Source organism: Nonomuraea rhizosphaerae, assembly GCF_019396405.1.
GTDB classification, from domain to species: domain Bacteria; phylum Actinomycetota; class Actinomycetes; order Streptosporangiales; family Streptosporangiaceae; genus Nonomuraea; species Nonomuraea rhizosphaerae.
Genome location: NZ_JAHKRL010000462.1, coordinates 14,162 through 28,494 on the forward strand (window position 1 = coordinate 14,162; position 14,333 = coordinate 28,494).

A 14,333-nucleotide genomic window follows, 5' to 3' on the forward strand; every position below is an offset into this window, starting at 1 on the left:
CCGGTCCAGGTCGCGGACAGGCACGGCAGGCGGGACGAGCGGTAGAGCACGACGACGAGGGTCACGACGGCCGCGAAGGAGGCGATGCATTCAGGAGCTTTGTGGCCAACGCACGGATCTGGGCGTGTTCGGCGGGACTCAGCGGGGCGGTCAAGGCGGCGATCTCCTGGCCCATCTCGGCGGTGCACCGGTCGGTGAGCTGCCGGCCGGCCGGCGTGAGGCTGACCAGGACGCCGCGGCCGTCGTGCGGCGAGGGCAGGCGCTGGACCAGGCCGCGTTTCTCGGCGCGGGCCACGAGGCCGGTCATGGAGGACTTGTCCAGGCCGAGGTGGCGGGCGAGTTCGAGCATGCCGGGGCGGCGGTCGCGCAGGATGCCGAGCAGGCGGACCTGGACGAGGGACAGGTCGTGGGCGGACGCGAGACGCGTCAGCGCGCCCTGGACCAGGAACGAGAGCTGGACCAGGGCGTCCACGGTGTTCAACGGCTCGGCCGACGCCGGGTCCGTGGGGGGCAGCGGCTCGGCGGGGTCCGCGTCCGGGGTGGGGTTCATGGTGGCGGCCTCCGCTTGACGTTAGTACGTGGCACAAACTACCGTCGAGGTAGTACGCGCCACAAACTATATCCCCAGGAGATCACCATGCACGCAGCCGTCGTCCACTCCTTCGACGCCCCACCCCGCTACGACACCATCGCCCCTCCCCGGCCCCAGGGGGACGACGAGGTCGTGGTGAACGTTCTGGCCGCCGGCCTGCACCCTCGCGTACGCTCCGCCGCGAACGGCACCCACTACACCTCCGACCGGTCCCTCCCCCTGGTCCCGGGCATCGACGCGGTCGGCCGCACCCCGCAGGGCGAGCTGCTCTACTTCGTCGCCCCGGACACCGGGCCCGGCACCATGGCCGAGCAGGCCGTCGTCGACCGCCGCCGCGCCCTCCCCCTGCCGCCGGGCACCGACCCGGTCGCCGTGGCCGCCGCGATGAACCCCGGCATGTCCTCCTGGATCGCCCTCCGCCGCCGCGTCACCCTCCAGCCCGGCGCCACCGTCCTGGTCCTGGGCGCGACCGGCAACGCCGGGCAGCTCGCCGTCCAGATCGCCAAGCACCTCGGCGCGGGCCGCGTCGTCGCCGCCGGCCGCGACCCCGAGCGCCTGGACATCCTGCCCGGCCTGGGCGCGGACGAGACCGTCTCCCTGTTGAAGGACCCCGACCGCCTCGGCCCGAGCGCCGCCGACGCGGACGTCGTCCTCGACTACCTGTGGGGCCCGGCCACCGAACATGCCATCACCGCCCTGCTCACCGCCCGCCCCGAGCGTTCCAAGCCGCTGGCCTGGATCCAGATCGGCTCGATGGCCGGGGCGGACATCACGCTGCCCTCGTACGTGCTGCGCGCGGCGAACCTGCAGATCATGGGCAGCGGCCAGGGCTCCGTCACCACCGCCGGGATCATCGCCGAGCTGCCCTCGCTCGCCGCCGAGATCGCCTCCGGAGCCCTGGCCGTGAACCCCCTCGCGCTCCCCCTCTCCCAGGTCGAGCAGGCGTGGACCACCCCGGCGGCACCCGGCCGGCGCGTCGTGCTCACCCCCGCGACCTGACCCGGCGAACGCCACAGCCCGCTCCCTCTGTCGGCGGATCGCTCTTGACCTGGAGTGAACTCAAGCTCCTAGCGTCGATCCCACGACGGAACGCGGACCGAAGACGATCGAGGAGGCCGTCCGATGAACACCGTGGAGCTTGGCCGCACCGGCGAGCAGATCAGCCGGCTCGCCCTGGGATGCATGATCATGGGCACCGTCACCCCGGAGGACGAGGCCGTCACGATCCTGGACCGGTACGCCGAGGCCGGCGGCACCTTCCTGGACACCGCCGACTGCTACTGCTGGTGGGAGCGGCGGGGCAGCCACGGCGGCCACAGCGAGGAACTGCTCGGCCGCTGGCTGGCCCGGACCGGCCGGCGCGACGAGGTGTTCCTGGCCACCAAGGGCAGCGGCGTGATCCGCGACCTGGACGCGGTCTGGATCGACGGCCGCCCTGACTGGACGGCCGCGTACCGGAACTTCGCCGGCGCGGGCGCCGCCACCCTGCGCGACGCGATCGACGGCAGCCTGCGCCGGCTCGGCACCGACCACGTCGACCTGTACTACGTGCACGTCGACGACCGCGCCACACCTCTGGAGGAGACGCTGGAGGCGCTGGCCGGCATCGTCCGGTCCGGCAAGGCCCGCTACATCGGCTGGTCCAACGTACGGACGTGGCGGCTGGAGCGCATCCGCCGGCTCTGCGCCCAGAACGGCTGGCCAGCGCCGGTCGCGCTCCAGCAGCAGCACTCGTACCTGCGCCGCCGCGCCGGGGTCCGGCACACGTCCATCGTGGACGACGAGCAGCTCGACTACCTGGAGGAGCACGACGACCTGACCCTCGTGGCGTACTCCCCCATCCTCAAGGGCATCTACGACAGCCCGGACAAGCGCCGCAACCACGGCATCATGGACCCGTACCATGGCCCCGACGCCGACGCCCGCCTCGCCGCGGTGACCGAGGTGGCGGCCGAGGCCGGCGCCGCCCCGAACGCGGTGGTCCTCGCGTGGCTGATGCACCAGACCTCGCCCAGGGTCGTCCCGCTCATCGGGCCACGCACGCTCCAGCAGTACGAGGCGGCTCAGGCGGCGCTCGACATCAAGCTCACCGACGAGCAGCTCACCCGCCTCGACACCGCCGGCGCCTGACCGGCTCCACCGTCGTCAGCACAGCACCCGCACCTCCCTCCGATTACTCTCTGTGCTCAAACAGGTGACATTAGTGATACCCGACTGGTGGGACAGGCGAGACAGGGGATACCGCAGGGAGCGGCCCGGCAAGCGGGCCCTCCCCCCGAGGAGCACATGACGTGTTCGTTTCCCTCAAGCCCCGCCTCGCCCACCTCGCCTCCGTCGCCTCCGTCGCCGCGGTGGCGACCGCGAGCCTGCTCGGCGCCGCACTCCCCGCACAGGCCGCCACCGGCCAGGTGGTCATCTTCGAGGTCGAGGCCACTCCGCTGACGGTCTACACCGACCCCACCGGTTGCAAGAAGCTACCCCTGGGCGCTCACGTCCTTAACAACCAGACCGACCGGCCTGTCCGCATCTATGGCGACCCGTTGTGCCTGGGCCCCTTCATGACGGTCCAGCCTGGTTACGGCTCCCACGTCCAGGCGGGAAGCGGAAGCTTCTCCGTCACCTGAGTCCCTGACCGCCCCGCGTGACCATACTGCCCCGGCCCGGGACCTCCCGGCCGGGGCAGTGTCCTGCCGCAGTTCAGGCCCTTCCTCCACATTCATGGGCAGCTCGACACCGTGAAATACGTCACTTGAACGTCGTTCAGGTTGAACGGTGTTCAAGTCTGCTACCACACTCCACTCATGCAGTTGAAGCGTGCGGACGTGGTGACCGGGGCCCTGGCTCTGCTCGACAGCGACGGTCTCGACGGGCTGACCATGCGCAAGCTCGGCGCGCGGCTCGGGGTACAGGCCGGCGGCATCTACTGGCACTTCAAGAACAAAGAGGCGCTGCTCGGCGCCATGGCCGACCGGATCGTCGGGGAGATCACCGAGACACCGCTCGCCTCCGGCCCGTGGGACGCCCAGTTGGCGGAGATCGCCCACCGGATGCGGCGGGCCCTGCTCGCCCATCGTGACGGCGCCCAGGTGGTCGCCGGGACGTACGTCGTGGAGCCGAACACCGTGCGCGGCGGCGAGCAGGTACGGCTTGGAGCTGTTTCTCGACGGGGTACGGCTGCGGCTCTCGGCGGCCCAGGCGTGAGCAGGGCGGCGGGGGCGTGATTCCGAAGGTCAGGCGGTTCAAGCGGCGGCGCATGATTCCGCTGGAGGTTCGCGCCAACGTGCGGGTGAGCCCGTCGTTCAGCCGGCTCACGCTCGGCGGTGCGACCCTCGCCGGGTACAGCAGCCCCGGGCGCGACCACACCGTACGACTGTTCTTCCCGCGTACGCGCCAGGCCGGGCTGTGGCTGCCGAGCCTGCGGAACGACGCCTGGATGGCCGAGACGCTGCTGCAGCCCGTCTCCCGGCGCCCATGGGTGCGCAACTACACCGTGCGCGAGCACCGGCCCGACAAGCAGGAACTGGACATCGAGTTCGCCCTGCACGGCGACCAGGGGCCCGCCTCCGCCTGGGCCGCCCGTGCCCGTCCCGGCGACCCGGCCGGCATCTTCGACGAGGGCTACAGCTACCTGCCGCCCGACGGCGCCGACCGGCAACTGCTGGTGGCGGACGAGAGCGCGCTGCCCGCTGTTCTGGCCATTCTGTCGGCTGCTCCGGCCGCCCTCACCGGGAACGTCTTCCTGGAAGTCCCGCGGACCGCCGACATCCGTCCCGGAATCACCTGCCCGGCGGGCGTAGAGGTGAAATGGCTGCCCCGTGACGGCGCCGGCACGATTCCCGGCGAACTCGCCCTCGAAGCCGTCCGGAACACCCCCGACCTCGGGGCGCCCTCCTACGCCTGGGTCGCCGGTGAGGCGAAACTCGCCACCGGCGTGCGCCGCCATCTGGTCAGCGAACGACGCGTCGAGAAAAAGGACATCGCCTTCATCGGCTATTGGCGGCACGGCCGCTCCAGCCCCGGCTGACCGACAGGAGAAGACATGACGAGGACGATCGGCACGGCCGCCGAACTACGCGAACACGTGAAACCGCCGCCACGCGTCATCGCGGAGAAAGGCATCGACCACATCGACGCCGAATCGGGCCGCTTCATCGAGCTGAGCCCGTTCTTCCTGCTGGCGACCTCGGCGGAGGACGGGACCTGCGACGTCTCACCTCGCGGCGATCCACCGGGAAGCGTCATGGTGCTCGACGATCGCACCCTGGCGTTCGCCGACCGGAAAGGCAACCGCCGCCTGGACAGCCTGGAGAACATTCTCCAGCGCCCGCACGTCGGGATGCTGTTCCTGGTGCCGGGCATGGGGGAAACCGTGCGGGTCAACGGCCGCGCCCGGATAGTCGCCGAGGCGCCTTACCTGGAGAGAATGGCCATGCGGGGCGTGACTCCCCGGCTGGCGGTGGAGGTGCGGGTCGAGGAGTTGTTCCTGCATTGCAGCCGGGCCTTTGTCCGCTCGTCGCTGTGGGACACGAGCACGTGGCCGGAGCGTGGAGAGGTGCCCAGTGCGGGGAGAATCGCGCGCAGCCAGTCGGGGCTGAGGCTTCCGACGGCGATGTTCGACGCTGTTCTCAATCGCGCGGGCCGCGATCCGTACTGACGCCGTCCTTCAGTCATGGGGGCATCTGTGGTTTCTTGGCGCCCGTTGATCACTGCGTCAGTGAAGCGCGGAACAAGCGACTCCCATGGGTTTTCACTGGGCGCTCCGCCTTAGGTCCGTCACCCGGGCAGAGTCGGCCAAGGGGTGGCTCGCGCACCATTCGCCGTGCGATTCTCGAGATTCGAGGGAGGTGGCGACAGCCGCATTCCTGATCAGGTACGACTCGTCGAGTTCGTAAGTTGCCAGCGTCCCGTTTTCCAGAGAGGCGACCACCCGCTGCGGAGGAGCTTGGGGGCGTGTGCCGGCCAACTCTTGTCTGTAGCCGCGGCCCTTCGCACAGACCTCGATGATCGTACGGGCGCTCAACGCCGCCGCGGCGGCTTGTGCCCATCGGCGCCGGTCGAGAAGTGCCCCTTGGTGGTCCAGCTTGGGTACGCCCTGCTCGTCCGTTTCTCGAATCTGATCGTCGATGATGGTGAACGTCTGGTCGCCGATGATCTCGACGCTTGTCTTCCTGTGCTCGCCGTTCGGGAGGTGGAGCGCGTCGATAATAAGAGCGGTCAAGATTCTGGTGGCGAGATCCGGATGCTGGTGATCGACTCCGAAATACATGGCCGGCCGTTGACGAACAGCCTCGTCCCGGCTCAGCACGGTGATGTCCGCGGCGGAGTAAGGCTGTCGCTCCAATGGATTCGCCGCCTCCGGTGGCTGTGGACGTTTCCTGTAGGTGGGAGTGCTGCCGAAGTTCGGGCTGAGGGCGTTGGTCAACGCAGGTGAGGGTGTTGGCCGAGGTGGACGGTCAAGGCTCGGGGAGCGCGAGGGGCCGGGAGGCCTCTCGCTGGGGTTTGGGGCGGCGCCCGAATGAGGCTGCCTGAGCGGTGGCGAAGACCTTGCTTGTGGGGGGTGAGAGGCTGCCTGAGTGGAGCGGGTGGGAGGAAGGGCAGGGGAGGCCCTTCGGTGGAGGGCCTCCGGTGACGCAGGTCAGCTGATCTTGTGGACCCAGTTGTGGGGGTCGGGGCGGGAGCCGTACTGGATGCCGACCAGTTCCTCCCGGATCCGCATCGTGACCTCGCCGGACTCACCGTCGCCCACCGTCCAGGCGCGGTCGGTGCCCTTGACCGAGCCCACCGGGGTGACGACGGCGGCCGTACCGCAGGCGAAGACCTCCGTGAGTTCGCCGGACTCGCAGCCCGCCTGCCACTCCTCCGTCGAGATGAGCCTTTCCTCGGTCTCCAGGCCGAGGTCGGCGGCGAGGGTGAGGATGGAGTCGCGGGTGATGCCGGGCAGCAGGGTGCCGGTGAGGGCGGGGGTGACGAGCTTGTTGCCGAACACGAAGAAGAGGTTCATGCCGCCCATCTCCTCCACGTACCGGTGCTCGTGGGCGTCGAGCCAGACGACCTGGTCGCAGCCGTTCTCGACGGCCTGGCGCTGGGCGACGAAGGCGGCGGCGTAGTTGCCGCCGCACTTGGCGAAGCCGGTGCCGCCGGGCGCCGCGCGGGTGTACTCGGTGGAGAGCCAGACGGAGACGGGCTTGACGCCGCCGGTGAAGTACGAGGCGGACGGCGAGGCGATGACCATGTACTTGTACGAACGCGACGGGTAGTTGACGCCGAGGCCGACCTGGGTGGCGATGATGAAGGGGCGCAGGTAGAGGCTGTGTCCCTCGGCGGTGGGCACCCAGTCCCTGTCCTGCTGGACGAGGACTTCGAGCGACTCGACGAACACGTCCTCGGGCAGGGACGGCATGGCCATGCGGGCGGCCGAGTTGTTGAAGCGGGCGGCGTTCGCGTACGGGCGGAAGGCGACGATGGAGCCGTTGGCCTGCCGGTAGGCCTTGAGCCCCTCGAACAGTTCCTGCGCGTAGTGGAACACCGCGGTGGCGGGGTCGAGCGAGAGCGGCCCGTACGGCTGGAGCTTGGCGTCGTGCCAGCCTTCGCCCTCGGTGTAGTCGATCGTGACCATGTGGTCGGTGAAGACCTGCCCGAACCCGGGGCTCGCCAGTACCTGCTCGCGCTCGGCCGCGGTGCGAGCGTGGTCGGAGTGCTGCACGTCGAAGCTGAGCTTCTGAGCGATGGTCATGACGGAGGTCCTCTTCTCTGCGATTCTGAACAGTCCTGCGCTGGGCAGCCTGTACTTCCTATTGTCTCGTCATTTGGGATTAGTTGTGGCCAACGGGGGGCTATGTCCGTTTAACGCAAAAAAGCGCCTGACGGTCCGGGTGTGGACCGCCAGGCGCTGAGGGATCTAGGCGGCCCTAGCCCGATACTCGCGCGGTGATGTCGTCGCCGATCTCGTGGGTCGTGCGACCGGACCAGCCGGCCAGGCGCTCCACGATGTCCTCGGCGACGGCCTGCTCGACCTTGGCCGCCTCGGCGGACAGGCCCAGGTGGTCGAGGAGCATGGCGACCGAGAGGATCGTCGCGGTCGGGTCGGCCTTGCCCTGGCCCGCGATGTCGGGGGCGCTGCCGTGCACCGGCTCGAACATGCTCGGCGAGGTGCGCTCGGGGTTGATGTTGCCGCTGGCGGCCAGGCCGATGCCGCCCGCGATCGCCGCGCCGAGGTCGGTGATGATGTCGCCGAACAGGTTGTCGGTGACGATCACGTCGAACCGCTCGGGCTGCGACACGAAGAACATCGAGGCCGCGTCGATGTGGCTGTAGTCGGTGGTGACCTCGGGGTATTCCTCGGCCACCCGGTTGACGGTGCGCTGCCACAGGTCACCGGCGTAGGTCAGCACGTTCGTCTTGTGGACGAGCGTGAGCTTCTTGCGCGGTCGCGCCTGGGCCTTCTCGAACGCGTAGCGGACCACGCGCTCGACGCCGTGGGCGGTGTTGAGGGACTCCTGGGTGGCGATCTCGTGCGGGGTGCCGCGGCGCATGACGCCGCCGGTGCCGGCGTAGAGGCCCTCGGTGCCCTCGCGGACGACGATCATGTCGATGTCCTCGGTTGGCGTGTCGGCCAGCGGCGTCTCGACGCCGGGGAACAGCTTGACCGGGCGCAGGTTGACGTAGTGGTCGAACTCGAAGCGCAGGCGCAGCAGCAGGTCGCGCTCCAGGACGCCGGGCGGCACGCTGGGGTCGCCGACCGCGCCGAGCAGGATCGCGTCGTAGCCGCGCAGCTCCTCCAGCACGGCGTCGGGCAGCGTCTCGCCGGTGCGGTGGTAGCGGGCGGCGCCCAGGTCGTAGTGGGTGGGCTCGATCTTGGTGCCGACCGCTTCCAGCACCTTCAGGCCCTCGGCCACGACCTCCGAACCGATGCCGTCCCCAGGGATGACCGCGAGGCGAATGTTGCGCTGCTCCATGGGGGTACCCTACCGCCTCGTCTCGACTGCCGAACACGGCGTCTCACATGTCGGACCATTTTGGTAAACTTCAAGTCTTTTGTACGGCAAGCGTGGGGCATCCGCCACCCGCCGACCAGGGCTCACCCGCGACGGGCGTCGAAGATCACGTCCCAGGCCCTGGTCTTGGCGTGGGCCACGGCCCCCAGCAGCACCCCGCTGTCCCCCAGCGCCCCCGCCACCACCGTCGGGCGCAGCGGCCCCAGCTCGGCGATCCGGTCCTCGATGGCCCTGCCCAGCAGGTCGAGGTTCCGGCCCACCCCGCCGCTCAGCACGATGATCTCCGGATCCAGCACGGCGGCCACCGCCACCAGCAGCCCGCCGATGCGCCGCCCCTCGGCCTCCACCACCGATCGGGCCACCGGGTTGCCCGTCGCGGCGGCCTCGAACACCTGCTTGGCCGTCTCCAGCTCCAGCCCGGCCGCCCGCGCCGCCCGTACGACACCCGGGGCGGAGGCGACCGTCTCCGTCGCGCCGTGGGCGCGGGCGTCGCCCGACGGGGTGGGGTCCTCCACCGCGGGCAGGTAGGAGACCTCGCCGGCCGCTCCCCTGGCGCCCACGTACAGGTCGCCGTTGACGACGATGCCCATGCCGACGCCGGTGCCGATCGAGACCAGGGCGAAGTTGGACTTGCCGCGGCCCTCCCCGTACGCGTGCTCGCCCACCGCCGCGAGGTTGATGTCGTTCTCGATGACCAGGTCCACGTCCAGGGCGGCACGCAGGCGGGAGGCGAGGTCGGGCGGGCCGGGGAGGTTGGGGGCGAGGTCGAGGCGGCCGCGGGTGGGGTCGTAGACGCCGGGCGAGCCGACGACCGCGCACGTGATCGCGGACCAGTCGATCTCGGCCTCCCGGGCGGCGGCCCGGCACAGCTCGCCGACCAGGGCGGCCAGCTCGGCGGAGTCGCGGGCGGTGTTGCGCCCGTCGGTGCGCCCGGCGAACGTGCCGCGCAGGTCGGCCACGGCGACGCGGATCCAGTCGCGCCCGATGTCGATGCCGGCCACGTGGGCCGAGGCGGCGTTCATGTCGTACAGCGACGTGACCGGGCCCGGCCGGCCGGACACCTCGCCGACCAGGTGGACCAGGCCGTCCTCCTCCAGGCCGGCCAGCGCCGCCGAGACGGTCGGCTTCGACAGACCGGTGATCTTGGCCAGGTCGGCCCGCGACGACGGGCCGCGCGCGTGGAGCTGGTCGAGCAGCCTGCGCTCGTTCAGCACCCGTAGCAGCCGCGGATTACCCAGCTCACCCCGCATCTCCACGCGAGAGACTCTAGCCAACAACCCTGATAGTAAATTACCTTTCTTACCAAAAGGCCACCCTGAGGGGCGCGCCCCTCAGCCGAAAGGGACGATGTGCGATGGGCCGAGCATGGCGACTGATCCCTGCCGCGGCGCTGTTACTGGCCGCCGCCTGCGGAAACAGCACGGGCACGACCGCGAGCCCGGACACCACCGCCCAGCGGCAGGAGGGTAAGACGATCGCCCTCTTCCTGCCCGAGTCGAAGACGACACGCTACGAGGCGTTCGACCGCCCGCTGTTCGAGGCGAAGGTGAAGTCGCTCTGCGCCGACTGCAAGATCCTCTACAGCAACGCCGAGCAGGACGCCGCCAAGCAGCAGCAACAGGTCGAGGCCGCGCTCACCCAGGGCGCGAACGTCCTCGTGCTCGACGCCGTAGACGCCAACGCCGTCGCGCCGCTGGTCAACCAGGCCAAGCAGAAGAAGATCCCGGTGATCGCCTACGACCGGCTGATCTCCGGCATCGACTACGCGTACTACGTCTCGTTCAACAACGTACGGGTGGGCGAGATGCAGGGGCAGGCGCTGCTCGACGCCATGAACGCCAAGGGCAGCACCGCCAAGGGCCAGATCGTAGAGATCCACGGCTCGCCCACCGACCCCAGCTCGGCCGACTACAAGAAGGGCGCCAAGAGCGTGCTGGACGGGAAGGTGAAGGTCGGCAGGGAGTTCGACACGCCCGACTGGAGCCCCGACAAGGCCCAGCAGCAGATGGAGCAGGCGATCACCGCCATCGGCAAGGACAACATCGTGGGCGTGCTGTCGGCCAACGACGGCATGGCGGGCGGCGCGATCGCGGCCATGAAGCGGGCCGGCTACAAGGAGCTGCCGCCGATCACCGGCCAGGACGCCGAGCTGGCCGCCGTCCAGCGCATCCTCACCGGCGAGCAGTACATGACCATATATCTGGACATCAGGGCTGAGGCCGAGAAGTCCGCCGAGCTGGCCGTGGCCCTGTCCAAGGGCGAGCAGCCTCCCGCGACCAGCAAGGTCAACAACGGCACGGTGGACATCCCGGCCTTCCTCCTCGACCCCATCCCGGTCACCGCCGACAAGGTCAAGGACACGATCGTGAAGGACAAGTTCTACACGGCCGACCAGATCTGCGCCGGCGAGGTCAAGGCCGCCTGCGCGAAGGCGGGCATCCAGTAGATGCTCTCCGCGACAGGCATCTCCAAGCGCTACGGCGCGGTCCAGGCGCTCGACGGCGCGAGCCTCACCCTGCGCGCCGGTGAGGTGACCGCCCTCATGGGCGACAACGGCGCCGGCAAGTCCACGCTGGTCAAGGCCATCTCGGGGGTGGTCGTCCCGGACGAGGGGGCGATCACGATCGACGGCGCGAACGTCAGGATCGGCACCCCGCACGACGCGCAGGCGCTCGGCGTCTCCACCGTCTACCAGGACCTCGCGCTCTGCGAGAACCTGGACGTCGTCGCCAACCTGTTCCTCGGCACGGAACGCCGCCGCGCGACCGTGCTGCGCCACATCGTGATGGAGCGCGCCACCCGCGACCTGCTCGAACAGCTCGACGTCCGCATCAGGGACATCCGCGTGCCGGTCGCCATGCTGTCCGGCGGCCAGCGCCAGTCCGTGGCCATCGCCAGGGCGCTGATCGGCGAGCCGCGCCTGGTCATCCTGGACGAGCCCACGGCCGCGCTGGGCGTGGAGCAGACGGCCCAGGTGCTGGCGCTGATCGGGCGGCTGCGCGAACGCGGGCTGGCCGTCCTGGTCATCTCGCACAACCTGGCCGACGTACGGAAGGTGAGCGACCGCGTGGTGGTGCTGCGGCTGGGGCGCAACGCGGGCGAGTTCGACACCGCCGCGACCGCCCAGGAGGAGATCGTGGCCGCGATCACGGGGGCGGCACGGTGACCGGCACGCTGGCGCGCAAGCCGTACACGCCGAAGGTCGCCGTCGAACGGCTGCGGCAGGGGGACGTCGGCGCGTGGCCGGTCGTCGGCGGGCTGGTGGCGATCGCGATCGTCTTCAGCGCGCTCAACGACCGCTTCCTCGCCCCCGAGAACCTCACGAACCTGGCCCTGCAGATGGCCGCGACCGGCACGATCTCGCTGGGCATCATCATGGTGCTGCTGCTCGGCGAGATCGACCTGTCGGCGGGCTCGGTCAGCGGCCTCTGCGCGACGATCATGACGATCGTCCACGTCAAACAGGGCTGGAGCCCGCCGGCCGCCATCCTGCTCGCCCTCGCCGCCGGGGCGGGGATCGGGCTGGTGCACGGGGTGATGTTCACCAAGCTGCGCATGCCGTCGTTCGTGGTCACGCTGGCCGGGCTGATGGGCTGGCTCGGGCTGCTGCTGTACCTGCTGCGGCAGGGCGGGACGATCAACCTGCCGTTCACCGGGTTCATCTCGGGGCTGAGCGACACCTGGCTGCCGCCGTGGCTGTCGTGGGCGCTGGTGGCGGCCCTGGTGCTGGTCCCGGGCGGGGCGGCGGTGTTCACCAGGCGGCTCAGGCTGGCCGCCGGGCTGCCCGTCACTCCCCTGTGGTGGCTGCTGACCAGGATCGCCGGGCTGGCCGTGCTGCTGGTCGCCGGCGTGCTGGTCATGTCGGCCGACCGGGGCGTGCCGCTGCTGCTGATCATCTTCGGCGCGCTGGTCGTGGCGTTCGACCTCGTGCTGAGGCACACCACGTTCGGCCGGCACGTGTACGCCGTCGGCGGCAACGCCGAGGCCGCGCGGCGGGCCGGGATCAACGTGACGCGGATCAGGATCCTGGCGTTCACGCTGGCCTCCACGCTGGCGGCGGCCGGCGGCATCCTGGCGGCCAGCCGACTGTCGGCGGTCAACCAGCAGTCGGGCGGCAGCGACATCCTGCTCATGGCCATCGCGGCGGCCGTCATCGGCGGCACGTCGCTGTTCGGCGGGCGCGGGCGCGCCTACGACGCGCTGCTCGGGGTGCTGGTCATCCAGTCGATCACCAGCGGGATGTACCTGCTCAGCGTGGACTCCTCCGTACGGTTCATGGTGACGGCGGCGGTGCTGGCCCTGGCCGTGGCGATCGACTCGCTGGCCCGCAGGGGCGCCCCCCGGTGAGCCGGGTCCTGGGGATCGACGTGGGCGGGACGAAGGTCGCCGTCGGCGTGTCGGTGGCCGACGGCCCCGAGATCGCCGAGCGGGTCCGGCTCGACAGCGGCGCGGGCGCGCTGGAGCGGGCGCTGGCCGCGGCGCGCGGGCTGGACGGCTCGCCGGCCGCGGTCGGGTTCTCGACCTGCGGCGTCGTCCGCGACGGGCGGGTGCGCCTGGCCCCGAACGTGCCCGGCTGGGAGGGCCTGGAGCTGCCCCGGCTGCTGCGGGAGGAGTACGGGGCCGTCCCGGTGGCCATCGACAACGACGTGAAGGCCGCGGCGGCGGCCGAGCTGCGATGGGGCGCGCTGCGCGGCGTCTCGACCGGGGTGTACCTGAACCTGGGCACCGGGCTGGCGGCGGCGCTGGTGGTGGGCGGCCAGGTGGTGTCGGGGGCGCACGGGGCGGCCGGTGAGATCGGCTACGCGCAGACCGTGCCGGGCGAGCCCGCCTTCGCCGACGGGCACGTGCCGCTGGAGGAGCGGGTCTCGGGCGCGGCGCTCGCCGCGCGCGGGACGGCTCTGCTCGGCCGCCCGACGACGGCGGCCGAACTGCTCGCCCACCACGGCCGCGGCGACGGCGGCGCACGAGACGCGTCACCGGGCGACGCCGGCGGCAGGGCGGGCCTGCGGGGCGACGCCGACGGCGCGGCGGGCCTCGTGGACGAGGTGATCGGGCTGCTGGCGATGAGCGCGGCGAACCTGTGCGTGACGCTCGACCCCGAACGCCTGGTGGTCGGCGGCGGCATGATGGGCGCGGCCGGCCTGATCATGCCGCGGCTGGCCGCGGAGCTGCGCAGGGCCGTGCCGTTCCCGCCCGAGGTGCGCCCGGCGAGGTTCGCCGACGACGCGCCGCTGCTGGGAGCGCTGGCCCTGGCCCACGCCGCCGCACAGGCGTCCCGGGACGCCTAGCGGTCGGAGTTCTGGGGGGCGCCGCCGTTGTCCCTGCGGTCCAGGGCGGTCTGCAGGGCCTCGGCGGCCTCGTCCTCGGTGTCCTCGGCGCCGTTCCAGGCATACATGTCGTACATGTGTCTCATCTCATTTCGCGGGGCGTCGTGCGGTGAAGCCGGATCCCGGTCACGGATCCGACCGGGCCTGATCTCGAAGGTCCGGATCGCGGACCGGACGAAGGGACTTGACGGTCGACACGAACGCCGCTCACCGCGACGGGTCGTCGACCTGCCCTAACAGGCCCCGCCGCGGCAGGTAATAAGTACGAGAACCTGGCGCATTGGGTAAACGATAACCCGACTGTCTCGTTGGATGTCCTAGTATCTCGCATGCTGAGACAGAAAAACGGCTGCCGCGGGACGGATCCAGCGGCAGCCGTACGGGGAGACGCCTAGTCCTCCAGGTCGACCGAGCGCCCGC

15 protein-coding genes are annotated in these 14,333 nt (G+C 70.7%); 10 read left to right on the forward strand and 5 right to left on the reverse strand.

Translation table 11 applies throughout. The annotated features are described in order from the left end of the window. Nucleotides 1-61 precede the first annotated feature (61 nt). Entirely contained in the window at nt 62-550 is a 489-nt protein-coding gene (locus KME77_RS23530; RefSeq protein WP_219471103.1) for a MarR family winged helix-turn-helix transcriptional regulator, read from the reverse strand. 87 nt (nt 551-637) lie between these two features. Between KME77_RS23530 and KME77_RS23535 the strand changes: the two genes are divergently transcribed. The 6 genes from KME77_RS23535 to KME77_RS23560 all read left to right on the forward strand — a co-directional run bounded on the left by KME77_RS23535 (nt 638) and on the right by KME77_RS23560 (nt 5,246). After that, nucleotides 638-1,591, forward strand: coding sequence for a quinone oxidoreductase family protein (locus tag KME77_RS23535; protein ID WP_219471104.1), 954 nt, complete (start codon nt 638-640; stop codon nt 1,589-1,591). A 123-nt stretch (nt 1,592-1,714) separates the two neighbouring features. After that, entirely contained in the window at nt 1,715-2,722 is a 1,008-nt protein-coding gene (locus KME77_RS23540; RefSeq protein ID WP_219471105.1) for an aldo/keto reductase, read from the forward strand. A 161-nt stretch (nt 2,723-2,883) separates the two neighbouring features. Next, nucleotides 2,884-3,216, forward strand: a complete 333-nt coding sequence (locus tag KME77_RS23545; RefSeq protein WP_219471106.1) for a hypothetical protein — start codon at nt 2,884-2,886, stop codon at nt 3,214-3,216. Between the two features lie 177 nt (nt 3,217-3,393). After that, nucleotides 3,394-3,813, forward strand: a complete 420-nt coding sequence (locus tag KME77_RS23550) for a TetR family transcriptional regulator (RefSeq protein WP_219471107.1) — start codon at nt 3,394-3,396, stop codon at nt 3,811-3,813. A gap of 32 nt (nt 3,814-3,845) precedes the next feature. Further along, nucleotides 3,846-4,616, forward strand: a complete 771-nt coding sequence (locus tag KME77_RS23555; protein WP_219471108.1) for a siderophore-interacting protein — start codon at nt 3,846-3,848, stop codon at nt 4,614-4,616. Between the two features lie 15 nt (nt 4,617-4,631). After that, on the forward strand, nt 4,632-5,246 hold the full coding sequence (locus KME77_RS23560; RefSeq protein ID WP_219471109.1) for an MSMEG_1061 family FMN-dependent PPOX-type flavoprotein: 615 nt from the start codon (nt 4,632-4,634) through the stop codon (nt 5,244-5,246). A 93-nt stretch (nt 5,247-5,339) separates the two neighbouring features. On the opposite strand, the gene KME77_RS23565 is transcribed toward KME77_RS23560, so the two are convergent. From KME77_RS23565 to KME77_RS23580, 4 genes are all read right to left on the reverse strand, one after another. Continuing rightward, nucleotides 5,340-6,014 carry a hypothetical protein gene (locus tag KME77_RS23565; RefSeq protein ID WP_219471110.1) on the reverse strand — a complete coding sequence of 225 codons (675 nt, stop codon included), beginning with the start codon at nt 6,012-6,014 and terminating at the stop codon, nt 5,340-5,342. 213 nt (nt 6,015-6,227) lie between these two features. After that, the gene (locus KME77_RS23570; RefSeq protein ID WP_219471111.1) at nt 6,228-7,325 is read right to left on the reverse strand and encodes a branched-chain amino acid aminotransferase; all 1,098 of its coding nucleotides are present in this window, start codon (nt 7,323-7,325) and stop codon (nt 6,228-6,230) included. Between the two features lie 175 nt (nt 7,326-7,500). Further along, nucleotides 7,501-8,547, reverse strand: a complete 1,047-nt coding sequence (locus KME77_RS23575; protein ID WP_219471112.1) for a 3-isopropylmalate dehydrogenase — start codon at nt 8,545-8,547, stop codon at nt 7,501-7,503. 122 nt (nt 8,548-8,669) lie between these two features. Then, nucleotides 8,670-9,836 carry an ROK family transcriptional regulator gene (locus KME77_RS23580; protein ID WP_246610607.1) on the reverse strand — a complete coding sequence of 389 codons (1,167 nt, stop codon included), beginning with the start codon at nt 9,834-9,836 and terminating at the stop codon, nt 8,670-8,672. 104 nt (nt 9,837-9,940) lie between these two features. Here KME77_RS23580 and KME77_RS23585 point away from each other — a divergent pair, with 104 nt between their 5' ends. The 4 genes from KME77_RS23585 to KME77_RS23600 are packed head-to-tail and all read left to right on the forward strand — an operon-like array spanning nt 9,941 to nt 13,874. After that, on the forward strand, nt 9,941-11,032 hold the full coding sequence (locus KME77_RS23585) for a sugar ABC transporter substrate-binding protein (RefSeq protein WP_219471114.1): 1,092 nt from the start codon (nt 9,941-9,943) through the stop codon (nt 11,030-11,032). Further along, complete coding sequence (locus KME77_RS23590) at nt 11,033-11,752, forward strand: ATP-binding cassette domain-containing protein (protein WP_219471115.1); 720 nt, start codon at nt 11,033-11,035, stop codon at nt 11,750-11,752. Then, on the forward strand, nt 11,749-12,933 hold the full coding sequence (locus tag KME77_RS23595) for a sugar ABC transporter permease (RefSeq protein WP_219471116.1): 1,185 nt from the start codon (nt 11,749-11,751) through the stop codon (nt 12,931-12,933). Before KME77_RS23590 ends, KME77_RS23595 begins: the two co-directional genes overlap by 4 nt. Continuing rightward, nucleotides 12,930-13,874, forward strand: a complete 945-nt coding sequence (locus tag KME77_RS23600) for an ROK family protein (RefSeq protein ID WP_219471117.1) — start codon at nt 12,930-12,932, stop codon at nt 13,872-13,874. The genes KME77_RS23595 and KME77_RS23600 overlap by 4 nt, the downstream gene beginning before the upstream one ends. Nucleotides 13,875-14,333 lie beyond the last annotated feature (459 nt).

What these genes read in the sequence shown, in the direction of transcription:
- KME77_RS23555 (WP_219471108.1), top strand. Translation starts at nt 3,846, where the DNA reads ATGATTCCGCTGGAGGTTCGCGCCAACGTGCGGGTGAGCCCGTCGTTC.
- KME77_RS23580 (WP_246610607.1), bottom strand. Translation starts at nt 9,836, where the DNA reads ATGCGGGGTGAGCTGGGTAATCCGCGGCTGCTACGGGTGCTGAACGAG.
- KME77_RS23540 (WP_219471105.1), top strand. Translation starts at nt 1,715, where the DNA reads ATGAACACCGTGGAGCTTGGCCGCACCGGCGAGCAGATCAGCCGGCTC.
- KME77_RS23530 (WP_219471103.1), bottom strand. Translation starts at nt 550, where the DNA reads ATGAACCCCACCCCGGACGCGGACCCCGCCGAGCCGCTGCCCCCCACG.
- KME77_RS23550 (WP_219471107.1), top strand. Translation starts at nt 3,394, where the DNA reads ATGCAGTTGAAGCGTGCGGACGTGGTGACCGGGGCCCTGGCTCTGCTC.
- KME77_RS23570 (WP_219471111.1), bottom strand. Translation starts at nt 7,325, where the DNA reads ATGACCATCGCTCAGAAGCTCAGCTTCGACGTGCAGCACTCCGACCAC.
- KME77_RS23590 (WP_219471115.1), top strand. Translation starts at nt 11,033, where the DNA reads ATGCTCTCCGCGACAGGCATCTCCAAGCGCTACGGCGCGGTCCAGGCG.
- KME77_RS23585 (WP_219471114.1), top strand. Translation starts at nt 9,941, where the DNA reads ATGGGCCGAGCATGGCGACTGATCCCTGCCGCGGCGCTGTTACTGGCC.
- KME77_RS23575 (WP_219471112.1), bottom strand. Translation starts at nt 8,547, where the DNA reads ATGGAGCAGCGCAACATTCGCCTCGCGGTCATCCCTGGGGACGGCATC.
- KME77_RS23535 (WP_219471104.1), top strand. Translation starts at nt 638, where the DNA reads ATGCACGCAGCCGTCGTCCACTCCTTCGACGCCCCACCCCGCTACGAC.
- KME77_RS23560 (WP_219471109.1), top strand. Translation starts at nt 4,632, where the DNA reads ATGACGAGGACGATCGGCACGGCCGCCGAACTACGCGAACACGTGAAA.